Below are 16,559 nucleotides of genomic sequence, written 5' to 3'. Positions count from 1 at the left end.
TTTTTGTTTCAGCCGCCTAGTAATATACCCCGGTTCCATCGCCGGTTCCGGAGGTATCTCCCGTCCATGTTCCGTCTCCCGAAGTGTCCCCGCTCCATGTATCGGTTCCGCCTCCCGAAGTGCTTCCATCCCAGGTTCCCGTTCCCGAAGTGTCTCCGCTCCATGTATCGGTTCCGCCTCCCGAAGTGCTTCCATCCCAGGTTCCCGTTCCCGAAGCGTCTCCGCTCCATGTATCGGTGCCGCCTCCCGAGTAGTCGCTGTATCCCGAGCTGTCGGTATTTCCGGAATAATCGTTATATCCGGATCCATCATCCCCCGAGAGATAACTGTATCCGCTCAAATAAGCGATCTCATCGCTGATTTCTTTCACCTTGGATGACGGAACATACTCTTCTTCGTCGCCAAACAGATATTCATGTAACGCGGTCGCATTGCTCAAAAGCGTGACCGGAACTACGACATTCCCCGCATCCCCGTAATCCATCGTATCTCTTCCGTCTTCCGTCGGGAATCCGGTGGATTCTGCCAGTTTGTATTTCTTTACATCCTTTGCATACGCGAGGATCTCTGTCAGTTTAAAATTCGTCTTGACTTTCGGGAATACCCGGTCAATGATCTTATTCAACGTAGAAAGACTTGCCTGCTGTGCTTTCACTGCGATCTGTGTCAGCACTTCGCGCTGTCTTGCCGCACGCTGATAGTCGTCTCCGATCGCACGGATCCGGGCATATGCCGTCGCCTGTACGCCTGTCAGATTCTGGAGTCCCGGTTCCGTCACCGCCCAGGTATCCACGCCTGTATTCTCAATGATCTCACACGCATATCCGTTGATATACGGGATCTCCTCTTCCTTGACATCGATCGGTATTCCTCCCAATGCATCGATCACGTCGACCAATGCGGAAAAGTCTACCGTCACATAATGCTGGATGTTCAAGTCAAAATTACGGTTCAACATCGCGACCGCTTCCTCTTCTTCTCCAAAAGAATAGGCTACATTCGCTTTATTATAAGTACCGTCATCCTGCTGAAGCAATGTATCTCTGTAAATCGAAGCCATCCGGATCTCTTTTGTCTCCCGGTTCAGGCTTGCGATCATGATCGTATCGCTCCGCGTTCCCATCTCCTCGTCTTTTTCACGGGTATCCAGACCAAACAATGCAACGTTCAGATAACCGGTCTCATCATAAGTCAGTTCATCGGAAATACTCAGTTTATCCGGATTCAATTCTTCCGTCTTCAATTTGCTCATCTTGCTGGCAAGTACGCCGATCGCCGCCAGCACAAGGAGAAGCAGCACGATCAATACACCGAGCAATATCTTCTTTCCGATCGAATTCTTTCGTTTTCGCTTCCGCCGCTTCTTGCTCCCGCCGCGGACAGCTTCCCCGCCTTTCCCTTTCCGGTTCTGTGCTCTCATTCTCTCCAGCCGGGCTTCCTCCTCCATCCGCGCGCGGTTCTGCGCTCGTTTTGACGATTGGTCTTCCCTGACTCTTCTTTTTCCGTCCTCCTGACGCCGTCCGGCATCCTGCTGACTTTTTTTCCGTCTTTTTGCATGCTCCGGCGCTCTTCTATTCTCTGGACTTGCTGGTTCTCTCTTCGCCATGACTTATCCTTTCTTTCGTCCGTAAAAACTTTTACACTTCATCATACATGATTTTTCCGAAAACATCAACTGTTATTCTCCCAATAACGGCGGTTCATCGTACATCTCCGTATGACCTGGCCAGGCAGTTTCTTATACTGTTTTCCCAGCCGGTATCCAAGAAATTTGAACCCGCTCTTTGTGACAAGTGAAAAGATCAGCCACGGTTTTTTGATCCGGATCAGATATCTTGCCGTTTCTTTTACGAGACGGATCCCCTCATTTTCCGACTTTACTTCTTCAAAGATCTGCGGAAAATCCGTCTGGGAAACCGCCAGATCAAAATTTCTCTTAAATTGCTGCATACAGCTGTAATTGTGCGAGTGTATCACCTTTGCCTCTGCGGCATATGCGACTTTATAACCGCTTTGTATGATCTTCGCCGCCATCACCATATCTTCATTGAAGATCATTTTCTCCTCAAATCCGCCGAGAGACTCGTAAATCGGACGCCGGTACATCGCACATACATCGGAACAAAAATACGTCTTGATCCCCATTTTGGGCAGATCTTCCGCCGATTTCACACAGCTTTCAGGCGGATAGTTAAACGACCTCGTATATCGTTCGATCAAATGGCAGTCCGGCGCCGGCAGCTGCCGAGCATATGCCGCGCCTACTTTTTCATCCTCGAAGCAGCGGTATAACGTCTCGATCAGATCTTCCCCCACCGGAACCGCGTCCTGTGTCATATATAATAGGAACTCTGCCTTTGAGCGCATTGCCGCTTCGTGCCGTGTCCCGCCGTGGTCAAACTGTTCCGGACGGATGTGGGTCACGATCACCTCATCCGTAAATTCCGTCAATTCTTTCGGAAAACTTTCGCTGACTGTATTGACCAGATAAATATGATCCGGTCTGCGGCTTTGTTTCAGCAGTCTTCGCACGAGCAGTACAACCCGCTCATCCGGACGGTATGTCGGGATAATAACATCAATCTGATTCTTTCTCATTACTACTTCCTCGCCTTATTCTTTTCAACTTTTTTCCATCTGTCTTTTTGCGCCATGAAATCCCCGCATACATCATCATCGTGAGCGCCAGCCAGAACCATGTTGTCGGATTGCTGAACCATGTTGTAAAAAAGGAAAGCCCCAGATAGATCGCAATCTGTCCATAGAATAAATATACGAGTGGGTTTTCACTTTTTTTCGTCCAGCGCGTCAAGAGAAATGCACCGCCGCCAAGTACCAGCGCAAAGAGCACGACTCCTGCCGTCCCGAAATCATAATACGCATCGTAAAAGATCGTCAGTGTCGTCAACTCCGGTTTTGTCGTATAAAGCGGAAATGCAACTAACTGCGGAAAAACAAATTTTAATCCGGTCAGTGCAAACACCGGGAACAGCATTTTCAAACCATGTGTAAATTCCGGAAGCTGCGCGACCATGCAGTTAAAATTTTCATAATTGTTGACCACATACATATACGGCTGCGTCACAAAAATCGGCATTTCACTGTACTTCATCTCAAAAATACTGTTTAGATAAGTTACGTCATGTCTTCTCGCCACCGTCAGAAGTACATAGACCGGAATCAGGATCACGATCCCCGTCACGATCATCTTCCATGTAACATGGCGGTAGACCATCAGATAAACGACTGCAGCAAATCCAACCGCAAACAAAAGCTGAAATCTGGACACACACAGGATCGGAATTCCGACCGCCGTCACATTTCCGCAAATAAGAAGTATAAGTCCCGCCGGATTCCATTTTTCCACCAATCGAAAATACAGTACGGAGAGCGCAGGGATCAAAATACAGCTGATCGTAAAATAGTGAACCCCCGATACATGAAAATAAGAGTACGCATGCGGTTCCGGAGAAAACAGCGGGATGAAACCGACTACTGCCGCTTCCAGAAGAAAACAGGCAATAGATCCGAACATCAACGCTCCGATGCAGATCAAAATGCGCCGGCTTTTTCCCTGATCCCGCTTCCAGTCCGTTTTTTCTGCATGCGGCAGTTGTTGTTGCTTTCCCTTTCCATTTGCACCATTTCCGTCTGCAAATCTTTGCTCCAACAGATCATATCCTGCCATAAAGAAAAGATATCCAAAAAAGAAGCAAAGCCATGTTGTATTTTCCCAGTCCTGCTGCAGTCTGCTCAACTGTAGACAGGCAAGCCCCTCGCCCCCGATCCAGGACGCCGAAAACAGTCCCCGCAGATCCGTAAGGACACCGCTTCGCTTCACACTGAGCACATACAAAAACAAAGCTTCCCCCATCAAAACAACTCCAGCCGGATACGAATATCCGGCTTTTGACAAGACCACACAAAGTGCATAGCATATAATATATGAAAGATAATCTACTTTTTTTGTCTTCATCATTGATCCTTTAGTATGCATTCTTATTGATAAATCCTTTAAAAAATGTCAGAAGAATGATCTTAAAATCGAATCCGATCGTCCAGTTCTCAATGTAATAAAGATCGTACTCGATCCGCTTCCGAATGGAAGTATCTCCGCGGTATCCGTTGACCTGCGCCCATCCGGTGAGTCCCGGGCGCACCTGATGTTTGATCATATAACGCGGGATCTCTTCTTTGAATTTGTCTACGAACTGCGGACGCTCCGGTCTTGGACCGACCAGGCTCATAGTTCCCATCAAAACATTGAACAACTGCGGCAGTTCATCGATACTTGTCCGACGGATAAATCTGCCTACCGGCGTAACCCGAGGATCGTTCTTCGTTGTCCACTCTTTTTTCTCATCCGTATCTTCCTGTACAACCATGGATCGGAACTTGTACATATAGAATGGCTTGTTCTTCAATCCGATCCGTTCCTGTTTAAAGATCAGCGGCCCCGGAGACGTCACCTTGATCACGATCGCCGTGATCAGCATGACCGGTGAAAACAAAATCAGCGCCACAACTGCGCCGAACAAATCCACACTGCGTTTCACAAACCGGTTCAACAGATTGTTCAGCGGAACTCTGCGGATATTGATGACCGGAAGCCCCTGAATGTCTTCCGTATATGGTTTTGTCGGAATGATGTTGTTGTAATCCGGGATAAACTTCGTATGCACGCCGGATTTTTCACACATTGCAACGATGTGCTCCAGCTTCGCGTATTCTCCCAATCCCAATGTCACCGCGATCTCATCCAGTTTATTTGCAGGCAGGATCTGATTGAGATCTTCGATCACCCCGATCACTTTCACGCCCTTATATTCCGTACCGATCGGCTTGTTGTCATCTAAGATCCCACGCACCGAATATCCCCAGCCGGGATTCGCTTTGATCCGGTCAATATACTGTTCTGCCGCCCTGCTGTATCCGACAAGGATCATATGTTTCTGATTATATCCCTGTCTCCGGATCCTGCGCAGGATCAACCGGATCACATTTCGCTCAACAACTTCAAAAAATACATTGCTGCATCCGAACACAAACAACATCGTACGGGAAATATCGCCCATTCTGAGCACATATAAGATCAGGATCAATCCCATCAATCCGATCACATTCGCCTGCAGCACGCGCCATGCCTCCAGACGCCGTCCCATGATCCGCTTCGGAACATACAGACGGAATGCATAATATAAGATCAGAAAAACCGGAACGATCACATACAGCAGTTTCATATAGGACTGCCGGCTGAGATACCACTCGTCCAACGCAAACAACCCGCTTCGGAAACGGATATACCACGCAAATATATAAGAAACAACAATCACTGCCGCATCCAGCAATACCTGCATCCAATTCAGCAGTTTTTGATTTTCTTTTATCATAAATATCAAGCTTCCTTTTCTATCCATTCATCGGCGCTATGAGATCCGGCGCCGCCGGCAACATCAGCATACAACGCTTAGTACGCTGACGTTATCTGTAATATAATACTATATTTTACAGGAAAGGACAAGGAAAATCACTAATTTTACACATTCTGTTTTCCATTTTGTAACACTTTTGTAAAATATTTTCTGTTTTCTTTCTGGCAACCTGACAGGAAATTTGCTATAATACAACAGAAATCATTAAAATAAACGAGGTATCAGAATGAAAGTAACGGTTATCATTCCGAATTATAACGGAAAACATTTCCTGAAACCCTGCCTGGATTCTCTTAAAAAGCAGACAATGCAGGATTTTCATACATTAGTTGTAGACAATGCTTCTTCCGATGGAAGTCTGGATTTCATGAAAGAGCATTTTCCGGAGATCGAGGTTCTGCATTTGGATCAGAATTATGGCTTCAGCGCCGCAGTCAACGCCGGCATACGGCACGCGCAGACTCCATATGTCATCCTTTTAAATAATGATACGACTGTGGATCCACATTTTACAGAGGCGCTTCTCCATGCCATTGAACGATCACCGGATATTTTTTCGGTCAGCAGTAAGATGATCCAGATGTATCACCCGGATCTCATCGACAGCGCCGGGGATCTTTATACGCTGGTCGGCTGGGGCATCTGCCGCGGAACCGGGCGGCCAATTTCCAATTATACGGAAGCCGACGAGATCTTTACCGCCTGTGCCGGAGCCGCAATCTATCGAAAAAGCGCATTCCGCCGTATCGGATATTTTGACGAATCCCATTTCGCCTATCTGGAAGACATCGATATCGGCTATCGCGCACGGATCTACGGTTTCAAAAATATGTACTGTCCGGACGCTCTCGTCTATCATGTCGGAAGCGGGACAAGCGGTTCCAAGTATAACAGCTTTAAAGTAAAATTATCCGCCAGAAACAGCATATGGCTGAATTATAAAAATATGCCGTTCATTCAGCTGGTCGTTAATTTTCTTCCGCTTTTTGCCGGGTATGCGGTTAAATACCTGTTTTTCTGCAAAAAAGGATTCGGAAAAGACTACGCCGACGGGATCCGGGAGGGACTCTCAACGATCCGTTCCTGCAAAAAAGTACCGTTTCAAATGCGGCACCTTTCTTCTTATATAAAAATAGAAGCAGATCTTTTTTGCCACACTTTCCGCTATGCGGGAGATTGGTTTCAAAGAAAACTGTTCCATAAATAAGCGACTGGAGACACAACTATGAACTTATCTGTAACAAAATCCAAAAATCCAAAAAAATCAGCCGGACAGACCGACCACATGCACGGCGACCGGAAGCGTTCACTGCTGCGCATCATATTGATCGTAATCCCGGTTTTGTTCCTTGCATTTTTAAGTGAACTTGCATTTCAGATTCCCGCGCTCAGAGATTCCTACAACACGCCGCTTCCTGTCACCTCCGCTTCACACAAAGGATGTGAACCGGATGGGGACAGCATTGTCTGCGGCGCAGAGAAAAGCAGCGTCACATTCTGTTTCGATAAACAGTATGTCGGAAAATTTTATTTTTCGTTTGAACGCGAAGCGGCGGATAAACTGGCGGATTTTCAAATCTCCGTACATAGCTATAATGTATTCGGCACAGAAGAAATCGTGGAATATACCGACCAGAATCCAAATCTGATCCATACCTCCACCATCAACCTGCATAAAGAAGCCGACGAGATCACGATTCGCGTACCGGAGGGATTGGACGGACTCAAAATTACCAATGCCGGAATTAAAAATGAGTTCCAATTTTCCAAAGAACGATTCTTCTTTTTCCTGGCGTTGTATGCTTTGATCGCGTTTTTATTTTTTTCGCGATCTGCCTGGGCAAAAAAAGTCGAAAGCCGCTTTCTCGTCTTTACACTTGTGATCGGTACCGTTTTTGTTTCCGTACTTCCGATCAGCAAAGTCGGCTGGGATGAAGAAATCCATTTTAACCGTGCATACACACTGCCGATCACCCGTACCGCAAAATTAACACCGACATTGCATGAATATACCGCCGTCAGTCTCACGAACTGGCCTTATAATCTGCCTCAGTCGAAAGAAGAAAAAGTCGAATTGTTTGGTTCTCTCGATACACTTGCAGATTATCGCAGCCCGGAAGCGATCGAAATATCCAATAAACCAAACCTTACCAATTTCTACAATCTGCATTATATTCCTCAGGCATTGGGGATCAAAGCCGGTCAACTGCTTCATTTAAACTTTGGCTATGTCTATATGCTGGGGCGGTGGTGCAATTTGCTGGCTTATGCGGTGATCATGTACTTTGCTATCAAAAAACTGCCGATCGGGAAACGACTGATGGCAGCGATCGGTTTAATGCCTACGCCGATCTTTCTTGCAAGCACCTATTCTTACGATGCCATGATCATCGCAGGAATCACGTTTGGTTTTGCATACCTGCTCGCCGAATTGCTGGATCGGAAGAAACCGCTCGAGACAAAGAATTTCGTCTTCTTTGTTGTGTCGATCGCAGTGGCATCTCTTGCCAAAGCGATCTACATTCCGCTTGTACTGATGGGACTTTTGATTCCCAAAGATAAATATAAAAATAAAAAACAGCGGACGCTCTGCCGTCTTGCAGTGATCGGTTCCGTCCTGCTTTTGATCGGAACTTTTATCCTGCCAAGCTTTATTGCACCGCCTGCAACCGGCGATGTACGCGGCGGTGATACAAACCGGGCTGCACAGCTTGCACTCGTCCTGTCTCAGCCGATTTCTTACCTTGGAGTATGGTTTGAAAACTTCTCTTCTACAATTGTATGTTTTACACTCGGACCGGACAGCCTTGCTTTTTTAGGTCATCTGGCAACTTCGCCCTGCGTGCACCTGATCATGATCCTGATGATCGTTTTGATCCTGACCGATACTGCCGGACTTTCGAATCGCCATATGAACATAAAGGAAAAAGGCGTACTGACGTTCCTGCTTCTCGCGATCGCCGGAATGATCTGGTCCGCTCTGTATCTGGATTTTACGGAAGTCGGAAGAACCACGATCGCCGGAGTGCAGGGACGATATTATCTGCCGCTGCTCTTCCCATTGTTCAGTATGTTTCTTCCAGTGAAGCTTCGTACATTGTGGAACGAACGAAAATACGACCTTGCCGTCTTCGCAGTGATCGCATGCATTGAATTTAAAACGATCTATGACTGCGTATTGGTACCATTTAATATCTAATCTCATTAAAAACGTCCTGCCAGAAGTCTGGTAATATTACCGGTAATCAAACTTTGATTCTCCGGTATCATAACCTTTCTTTCCAACAGGACGTTTTTTATTCTCTTTTATTAATAAAATCTATCACATAATCCTACAAACCAAATTCTTCAAACTTATCTTTCATCAACTCCATCAATGCTTCACACATATCCTCTGCCTCCTCTCGAAATGGTTCTGGATTTGCACGAACGATCACATCCATCACCGATTGATTCCTTTTTCTGTTGTATCAGGAGATCCCCATTTTTTCGGAAACTCCTGCCTGATAAATGATGAAAAGCATGAATTTTCCGAAAAACCAGAATTGGATTTAGATCTACAATCTTCCAGAATTGAGATTGCATATAGAAACAATGACTTGAAATATACCGTCATGTATTCAAGAAAATAATGCTTTAAAAATAGTATAGCATATCTTTATCAAAATAAAAGGAGCAAAATAAAATAGTTCCGAAGTCCTCTCTCAATGTTGTACACATCATAAAAATAGCAGTCCGGTCACACAATTCAAACGACCAGACTGCTATCTTTTTGTATAGGCAACGAGCCAAAGTCCGGGCTTGCCCGAGATCTTGGCGACTGCTTACAATCCCGGAATGTGCCTTTTGGCACTTCCGGTGATTTACAATATAATCTCCAAATACCGTTTCAGCGCATCCTGCCATGCCGGAAGCGGTGTAAATCCATTCTCCGTCAGCTTGCTTTTATCCATCCGGCTGTTATGCGGACGTTTTGCTTTTGTCGGGAATTCGTCGCTGCTCACCGGATTCACTTTCACATCCCGTCCTGCCTGACGGAAGATCTCGCAGGCAAATTCATACCAGCTGCAAAGTCCCTCATTCGTCGCGTGATATCTACCATATTTTTCGGTTTCGATCATATCTACCAATAATACAGCCAGATCATACGTATATGTCGGAGAACCGATCTGATCATCAACCACATTCAACTCGTCATGTGTCTCGGAAAGCTTCAACATTGTCTTGATAAAGTTCTTTCCGTTTACACCAAATACCCAGGCGATCCGGATCGTAAAGAATTTATCCAGATACTTTTCAACTGCAAGTTCACCCTCATATTTGGTCAATCCGTAAACATTCAACGGATGACGCTCATCGTCCGGCTCCCACGGACGGGTTCCCTCACCGTCAAACACATAATCCGTACTGATGTACATCATCTTAATATCCAGTTCTTTACAAACCTTTGCAATATTCTCGGTTCCCTCCGCATTGATCTTACGGCAAAGCTCCACCTGATCTTCCGCAGCATCCACAGCGGTATACGCTGCGCAGTGGATCACTGCTTCCACCTCGGATGCCCGGATCACTTCATTTACTTTTTTTGCATCGGTAATGTCCATTTCTTCCACATCCACACCGATTCCTGTATGTCCGCGCTTTGCCAGCTCGTTCATCACGTCATGACCAAGCTGTCCTTTTACACCTGTCACTAAGATTCTCATGAGTTATCCTCCTTATTTCTTGCTTTCCCCTGTGTTTTCCACATCCCGAAACACCACTTTCCACATAGAAGTGGATAATTTCCGCACCAAAACGCATGATTTTCACGATACTTATTTCACACGCAGACTGAAATCATTCTTGTCCAGAGTCAGGTTCGGGCTGTAATACGGATCTCCCTGATCGAGAAATTCTTTCCATACCCGCATAAAGTTGTCAATCTCGGAATTGAACCGTTCCACTTTCTCTTCATTATCCTCATATCCTCTGGATTTTGATTCATAATGCATCAGTTCCGCATACGGATTATAGACGATCAAATAACCCGCCTTTCGAATTTTCAGGCAGAGATCCACATCGTTAAATGCAACCGCCCACTGCGGATCGAATCCGCCGACTTCCTCATATACGTTTTTTCGCATCATCATACATGCTGCCGTCACTGCGCTGTAATCCTGCGCCATCACGATCCGTCCGAAATATCCCGGAGATTCGTGTGGAAAATCCGTAAACGCATGTCCGGCAACGCCGCCCAGTCCGACGATCACGCCCGCATGCTGGATACTGCCGTCCTCATAGTAAAGCCGGGCGCCAACCGCCCCGACATCTTCCCGCATACAATAGCCGAGTAATTCTTCCAGACAGTCCTCATTGACGATCTCCGTATCATTATTCAAGAACAGCAGATATTCTCCGCCCGCTTTTTCAACGCCGAAATTATTGATCGCCGGATAATTAAATCCGGTTCCATCCCAAAACACAACTTTTGCTTTTGGATTCTTTTTCTCCAATTCCTTGTAATAAGCAAACGTTTCTTCCTTTTCACTGTTGTTCTCCACAACAATGTACTCTACATTTTTGTAAGTCGCTTTATTTTCAATCGAAGAAATACACTTCTCCAGATCTTCTGTATGATCCTTGTTCGGAATGATGATCGAGATCAACGGTTCACCGTGGAGATGGTATTTGGATCGGTAAATTCCTTTATATTCCGTCTGCATCACTTCCGCATCGATCCCCACACGGGCGTAATGAGCCTGCACGGCACGTCCGCCGGCGATAAACGCATATTCCTTACTTTCCGGATTCTCCGCCGTAGAATCTTTATGCGCGCGCCAGTGATACAAAATCTTCGGGATATGATGGATGTGTTCCGATTTTTCCACACATCGGAGAACAAAATCATAATCCTGTGCCCCGTCAAACTTCGGATTGAGCATTCCAACCTGCTCTAAGATTTCCCGTTTTACAACAAATAAATGACAAATATAATTGTTGCAGCGAAGCAGATCGATGTTAAAATCCGGTTTGAAATGCGGCATAAAGAACTCTTTGCCTTTCATATCCACTTTATCTTCATCTGTATACAAAAGTTCGATCGACCGATCCTCGTTCAATGCTTTCACACATTCATACAGCGCATCCGGCGCCAGCAGATCGTCATGATCAGAGAAAGCAATAAAATCTCCGGCTGCGATCTTCAGCGCTTCGTTCGTATTTTCCGAGATCTGAAGCTGTTCTCCCGTATATACGACACGGATCCGCGGTTCTTTGTGAGTAAGTTCATTCAGAACGCCCTCTATCGGAGAATCTTTTCCGCTCCCATCGGAAAAACACAACTCCCAATTCTTATACGTCTGCGCCTGCACGGACTGTACAAACTCCCGCAGATAATTCTCCGGCGTCTTGTAAAGCGGCACGACGATCGAAATCTTTGGCGCATACTGAAAATGTGCTTCACGCTGTGCCTGCAGCATTTTTGCTGTCGGCGCATTCCTCCGGATCCATGCTTTATAATTGATCGAATCCTGAACCGTGATCTTCTCAATACTACGTTTCACCGTTTCCTTAAATCCAAACTGCTGATAGTATGCTCTCGCCTTTCGGTAATATTTATCGAAAAGTTCGGCACCTTTTTCCAGTGGAGAATACACAAGCGTGATCGGAAAATCCGCCTTTTTCGTCGAAGATTCCAGATGCACGATCACTTTCTTCGGAGCATCCCCCTTATTCACCGCCTCAAATCCAACGATCTCATCCGCACTGTTTTCCGGATATAATTTCTGAACGTCACTGCGCCGTTTTCGCTTGATCTCGGCATCATATTTTTTGCCGGATTTATCAAACAATCCAAGCTCCACGGTTCCGTCGTCAATATACCAGCCGGAAACACGGAATCCGGTACTTAAGAGATTGCCGCCGTCAATATATTTCGCCATCTTACCCTGAAGATGCTGTAATCGTTTCGTCGAGATCTCCAACGCCGGTCCGCCCTCTCCCTCATAAAAATTCATGACCTGCAGATTTCTGCACGCTTCCCATCCTTTCGGAAGATCGATCCACAAAAAATACTGTTTGGTCACTTTCAGACCATCCAGCGCTTTTACGGCGCCGCCTACAAAGTCTTTCTCTTCCATTGTAAAATGGATCTTCTTTTTATCCAGGCAGACTCTCAGCTCATTATTGCCGATCGTATTCTCCCGAAACCATCCGATCACAAGAAATTTGTTCTTGTCTTTTGTATGGAAGCGATACGTCGTCGCTATGAATTTATTTTTCATTCAATTTCTACTCCTTTTATTGATACTCCCGCTATTTAAACAGTTTGTATAATGTTCTCATAAATACATAAACAAATGCCACAAATCCAAGCAGTACGATAAATGTCTCCACATCAAATCTGTGACAGAGCATCCGGCTTACAAGTACGCCGTTCGTATCATTCCCTTTCACAGTCAGTTTTCCGACATTTCCCTGAGTCACATAAAAACTCAGTCCGTTCTGCTCGTCGCTCCCCTCGCACGCCAATACAAGCGTGTATTCTTTTCCTTTTGTATCTTCCACTCTCGGAACTTTTAATTTATTGATCTTGTTATTCTTGATCTCTGATCCGGCAACAGAAAATTCAGAAACTTTTTCGTTGGATCCTGCATCTTTCAAAGTCCCCAAAAGTGTTACGTCCTCCGCATTCCCCACAGATGAAATCTTCAGATTGATCCCGTCGATCGCCTCATCTTTCATCGTAAACGTCTGCTCCAACGTTTCACCCTCTTCCAAAATACCGGTATTGATAAAATCTTCACTTTCCAGACTTCTGTCGTACAAATATATATTTTTATCTACATGCGCATATAAAAACGCACCTACCAAAATCGCAGCGATCAAGACTGCACTACTGATTTTCTTCTTCATATACTGTTAATCCTCATTAAGACTGCGCGTAAATATCACAGATATCTTCTGTGTTTCCAAACATCTTCAGGTGTCCCTTTTCCAGCCACGCCATCTTATTGCAGATTTTCTTGACCTGCTCAAGACTATGGGATACAAAAAGGATCGTTGTCCCATGATCCCGCATGTTCTGGATCCGCGCCTCACATTTTTCCTGAAAATGAAAATCTCCTACCGAAAGGACTTCATCAACGATCAGGATGTCCGGCGTACCGATCGTTGCGATCGCAAACGCAAGTCTGGAAACCATTCCCGAAGAAAAATTCTTGACCGGAACATCCATAAACTCCGCCAGTTCTGAAAATTCCACAATATCCGGATACTGCTCTTCCATCCGCGCACGGTTATATCCAAGCAGCGCGCCGTTCAAAAATACATTTTCCCGGGCTGTCAGATCCATATCGAATCCCGCGCCAAGCTCGATCAGAGGCGCGATCGTCCCATTGACCGCAACTTTCCCCTCCGTCGGTTTTAAAACGCCTGCGATCACTTTCAGCATCGTACTTTTTCCGCTGCCGTTCAGACCGACCAGCCCGACCGAATCGCCGCGCATCACTTCAAACGAAACGCCCTGCAGCGCCATAAACGCATCATAAGACACTTGCCGCTTGATGCTTTTGATCACATATTCTTTAAAACTGTCAAATTTTTCTGATGAAAGGTTGAATTTCATCGATACATTATCCACAGTTACAATCGGATTTCTTTCCATATTCTGCTTACCGCTCCTACTATTTCATCAGTTTTCTTTTTACAGATTCAAAATAAATTCATCCTGGTTCTTATAGAACACATACAGACCAAGCGCCAATGCCAGCGCCGCCTCGGCAATTCCGAGTAATACGGAAAATACGGATGGCAGTGTATTGTTGAACATCACATCCCGAAACATCAGCAGATAATTGGTGAGCGGATTGATCATGACGATCGTCTTCACAACATCCGGCAGCGCTGCCATCGGGTAAATAACCGGCGTCAGGTAAAGAAGCCCTGTTGTAAACACGGAATACAGATGGATCACATCCCGAAAACGTACCGTGATCGCCGCCAGGAACATTCCCACACCAAAAGAAAACAATACGACCATCGCAAGCGGGATCACAGACAAAAATACCGTCCAGTGCAACTCCGCTCTCGTCGCTACCATCACAAGCAGCAGCGCCGTAAAGGATGCCATCAGATTGATAAAACTGGACATCACCCTGGAAAGCACGAACAAGTACTTCGGCACATACACTTTCTTGATCAAAGAAGCGCTGCTGATGATCGCCGACATAGAACTGGTCGTCGAATCATTGAAAAAGTTAAAGATCACCTGACCGCTCAATACATACAACGGAAAATTTTCCACATCAAATTTAAAAATACTGGAAAATACGATGGAAAGAATGATCATCATGCAGAGCGGATTTAGGAGCGTCCAAAGGACGCCCAGAACAGACCGCCGGTATTTGATCTTGATGTCTCTCGCAACCAGCTCCGAAAGAAGCGGCTGAAATTTCACAAAGTTCCTTATATAACTTGACACGTTTCTCCTCCGTAATCCTACTTTCTATACTCGCGAATGCCGCCCCAATGCTGATCCTTTTCTGAAATGATCAGGTCTTTCTCTGTCATCCCCTCCGGCATCGGCCAGTCTACTCCGATCTCCGGGTCATTCCATGCCAGACCGCCCTCGTCGTTCGGATGATAGAAATCCGTACATTTATATGCGAATTCCGCGGACTCTGACAATACGACAAAACCATGTGCAAAATTCTTCGGAATAAAGAACTGCTTTTTATTTTCCGCAGAAAGCAGAACTCCATGCCATTGTCCGTATGTCGGAGAGCCCTCTCTTAAATCTACTGCAACGTCATACACCTCTCCGCTCACAACCCGGACCAGTTTGTCCTGCGGATAGTTGATCTGGAAATGCAGTCCTCTCAGCACGCCTTTTTTAGAACTGGACTGGTTGTCCTGCACAAACTCCATATCGATCCCGGCTTCTTTGTAATCATTGTAATTGTAAGTTTCCATGAAATACCCTCTTTCGTCTCCGAAAACCGCCGGGGTGATCACTTTTAATCCTTCGATTTCGCAAGTTTCTACTGTAATTTTTCCCATTCTGCAACCTCTTTCTCTCTTTTTTGCCGTGCATCCCAATTTCTCTCTCCGGATCCATACAGCAAGAATGATGCAGGTCATGTCTGTACAAGACCTGCACCGTTTATATTTATTCGATATATTTGCCGTCCATGACATCTTTTAAGTAACGTCCGTACTGATTCTTCTGGTACAGTTCACATGCTTCGCCCATCTTCTCATTGTCGATCCAGCCATTGTTGAACGCGATCTCTTCGAGGCAGGCGATCTTACGGTTCTGATGAGTCTCCACAGTCTTGACAAAATTCGTCGCATCAACCAGGGACTCATGTGTTCCTGTATCAAGCCATGTAAATCCTTGTCCGAGAAGCGTCACATCCAGATTTCCCTTTTCCAGATAGATCCGGTTCAGATCGGTGATCTCCAGCTCTCCGCGCGGACTCGGTTTGATCTGTTTCGCGTACTCTACAACATGACTATCATAGAAATACAATCCTGTCACCGCATAGTTTGACTTCGGATGTTCCGGTTTCTCCTCCAGAGAAACTGCCTTTCCGTCCGCATCAAATTCTACCACGCCGAATCGTTCCGGATCATCTACATAATAACCGAACACGGTCGCGCCGTCTTCTTTCGCCGCAGCGGCTTTCAGACGTTTTCTCAGACCATGTCCGTGGAAAATATTATCGCCCAAGATCATCGCGCAGCTGTCTCCTGCGATAAACTCTTCTCCAAGTAAAAATGCCTGCGCCAGTCCGTCCGGTGACGGCTGTACTTTGTATTCCAGATGAACGCCGAACTGACTTCCGTCTTTTAACAGTTCCTCAAATCGCGGCGTATCTTCCGGAGTTGAGATGATCAGGATCTCACGGATCCCCGCCTCCATCAGAATACTGAGCGGATAATAGATCATCGGTTTGTCATAGATCGGAAGCAGCTGTTTACTTGTAACCTGTGTCAGCGGGTACAGTCTCGTTCCGGAACCGCCCGCCAAAATAATACCTTTCATTTGTTCGTCCTCCAGTTTTTCTGTCGTGTATATCTGCTCGGAAACAGCCTTTTTGCCATTCTTTACACATATACAGCAACGCAAACCAGCAGTATCCA

Annotated in this window: 13 protein-coding genes; 2 read left to right on the top strand and 11 right to left on the bottom strand. The window is 45.9% G+C overall.

The window, feature by feature from the left end; genetic code table 11:
• Positions 1-16: 16 nt before the first annotated feature.
• From I2H87_RS02980 to I2H87_RS02965, 4 genes are all read right to left on the bottom strand, one after another.
• Positions 17-1,606, bottom strand: coding sequence for an LCP family glycopolymer transferase (locus tag I2H87_RS02980; RefSeq protein WP_195609293.1), 1,590 nt, complete (start codon positions 1,604-1,606; stop codon positions 17-19).
• 65 nt (positions 1,607-1,671) lie between these two features.
• Entirely contained in the window at positions 1,672-2,598 is a 927-nt protein-coding gene (locus I2H87_RS02975; protein WP_195609292.1) for a glycosyltransferase family 2 protein, read from the bottom strand.
• On the bottom strand, positions 2,579-3,976 hold the full coding sequence (locus tag I2H87_RS02970; RefSeq protein WP_195609357.1) for an O-antigen polymerase: 1,398 nt from the start codon (positions 3,974-3,976) through the stop codon (positions 2,579-2,581). The genes I2H87_RS02975 and I2H87_RS02970 overlap by 20 nt, the downstream gene beginning before the upstream one ends.
• A gap of 10 nt (positions 3,977-3,986) precedes the next feature.
• Entirely contained in the window at positions 3,987-5,390 is a 1,404-nt protein-coding gene (locus I2H87_RS02965; protein WP_009267714.1) for an undecaprenyl-phosphate glucose phosphotransferase, read from the bottom strand.
• Positions 5,391-5,658: 268 nt separating this feature from the next.
• Here I2H87_RS02965 and I2H87_RS02960 point away from each other — a divergent pair, with 268 nt between their 5' ends.
• A complete protein-coding gene (locus I2H87_RS02960) occupies positions 5,659-6,639 on the top strand; it encodes a glycosyltransferase family 2 protein (RefSeq protein WP_195609291.1) in 981 nt (326 codons plus the stop codon).
• Positions 6,640-6,657: 18 nt separating this feature from the next.
• On the top strand, positions 6,658-8,631 hold the full coding sequence (locus I2H87_RS02955; protein ID WP_195609290.1) for a DUF2142 domain-containing protein: 1,974 nt from the start codon (positions 6,658-6,660) through the stop codon (positions 8,629-8,631).
• A 664-nt stretch (positions 8,632-9,295) separates the two neighbouring features.
• On the opposite strand, the gene rfbD is transcribed toward I2H87_RS02955, so the two are convergent.
• The 7 genes from rfbD to rfbA all read right to left on the bottom strand — a co-directional run bounded on the left by rfbD (position 9,296) and on the right by rfbA (position 16,461).
• Positions 9,296-10,138, bottom strand: a complete 843-nt coding sequence (gene rfbD, locus I2H87_RS02950; protein ID WP_009267718.1) for a dTDP-4-dehydrorhamnose reductase — start codon at positions 10,136-10,138, stop codon at positions 9,296-9,298.
• A gap of 111 nt (positions 10,139-10,249) precedes the next feature.
• The gene (locus I2H87_RS02945) at positions 10,250-12,697 is read right to left on the bottom strand and encodes a glycosyltransferase family 2 protein (RefSeq protein WP_195609289.1); all 2,448 of its coding nucleotides are present in this window, start codon (positions 12,695-12,697) and stop codon (positions 10,250-10,252) included.
• 31 nt (positions 12,698-12,728) lie between these two features.
• On the bottom strand, positions 12,729-13,328 hold the full coding sequence (locus I2H87_RS02940) for a hypothetical protein (RefSeq protein WP_195609288.1): 600 nt from the start codon (positions 13,326-13,328) through the stop codon (positions 12,729-12,731).
• Between the two features lie 16 nt (positions 13,329-13,344).
• Positions 13,345-14,079: an ABC transporter ATP-binding protein gene (locus tag I2H87_RS02935; protein ID WP_009267721.1), complete on the bottom strand. Its 735-nt coding sequence runs from the start codon at positions 14,077-14,079 to the stop codon at positions 13,345-13,347.
• Positions 14,080-14,118: 39 nt separating this feature from the next.
• On the bottom strand, positions 14,119-14,895 hold the full coding sequence (locus I2H87_RS02930; RefSeq protein WP_009267722.1) for an ABC transporter permease: 777 nt from the start codon (positions 14,893-14,895) through the stop codon (positions 14,119-14,121).
• Positions 14,896-14,912: 17 nt separating this feature from the next.
• A complete protein-coding gene (rfbC, locus tag I2H87_RS02925; protein ID WP_009267723.1) occupies positions 14,913-15,473 on the bottom strand; it encodes a dTDP-4-dehydrorhamnose 3,5-epimerase in 561 nt (186 codons plus the stop codon).
• Positions 15,474-15,582: 109 nt separating this feature from the next.
• Positions 15,583-16,461 (bottom strand): glucose-1-phosphate thymidylyltransferase RfbA, encoded by an 879-nt coding sequence (gene rfbA, locus I2H87_RS02920; RefSeq protein WP_022152005.1) that lies wholly within the window; start codon positions 16,459-16,461, stop codon positions 15,583-15,585.
• Positions 16,462-16,559: the final 98 nt, after the last annotated feature.

Source organism: Mediterraneibacter glycyrrhizinilyticus (assembly GCF_015560805.1).
In the GTDB taxonomy this organism is placed as follows: domain Bacteria; phylum Bacillota; class Clostridia; order Lachnospirales; family Lachnospiraceae; genus Schaedlerella; species Schaedlerella glycyrrhizinilytica_A.
The sequence above is the reverse complement of the archived record's forward strand: the minus strand, read 5'-3'. Positions and strand labels throughout refer to the sequence as shown.

Bases quoted from the DNA above. Each gene is read 5' to 3' on its own strand.
- I2H87_RS02980 (WP_195609293.1), bottom strand. From the start codon at position 1,606: ATGGCGAAGAGAGAACCAGCAAGTCCAGAGAATAGAAGAGCGCCGGAG.
- I2H87_RS02975 (WP_195609292.1), bottom strand. From the start codon at position 2,598: ATGAGAAAGAATCAGATTGATGTTATTATCCCGACATACCGTCCGGAT.
- I2H87_RS02970 (WP_195609357.1), bottom strand. From the start codon at position 3,976: ATGAAGACAAAAAAAGTAGATTATCTTTCATATATTATATGCTATGCA.
- I2H87_RS02965 (WP_009267714.1), bottom strand. From the start codon at position 5,390: ATGATAAAAGAAAATCAAAAACTGCTGAATTGGATGCAGGTATTGCTG.
- I2H87_RS02960 (WP_195609291.1), top strand. From the start codon at position 5,659: ATGAAAGTAACGGTTATCATTCCGAATTATAACGGAAAACATTTCCTG.
- I2H87_RS02955 (WP_195609290.1), top strand. From the start codon at position 6,658: ATGAACTTATCTGTAACAAAATCCAAAAATCCAAAAAAATCAGCCGGA.
- rfbD (WP_009267718.1), bottom strand. From the start codon at position 10,138: ATGAGAATCTTAGTGACAGGTGTAAAAGGACAGCTTGGTCATGACGTG.
- I2H87_RS02945 (WP_195609289.1), bottom strand. From the start codon at position 12,697: ATGAAAAATAAATTCATAGCGACGACGTATCGCTTCCATACAAAAGAC.
- I2H87_RS02940 (WP_195609288.1), bottom strand. From the start codon at position 13,328: ATGAAGAAGAAAATCAGTAGTGCAGTCTTGATCGCTGCGATTTTGGTA.
- I2H87_RS02935 (WP_009267721.1), bottom strand. From the start codon at position 14,079: ATGGAAAGAAATCCGATTGTAACTGTGGATAATGTATCGATGAAATTC.
- rfbC (WP_009267723.1), bottom strand. From the start codon at position 15,473: ATGGGAAAAATTACAGTAGAAACTTGCGAAATCGAAGGATTAAAAGTG.
- rfbA (WP_022152005.1), bottom strand. From the start codon at position 16,461: ATGAAAGGTATTATTTTGGCGGGCGGTTCCGGAACGAGACTGTACCCG.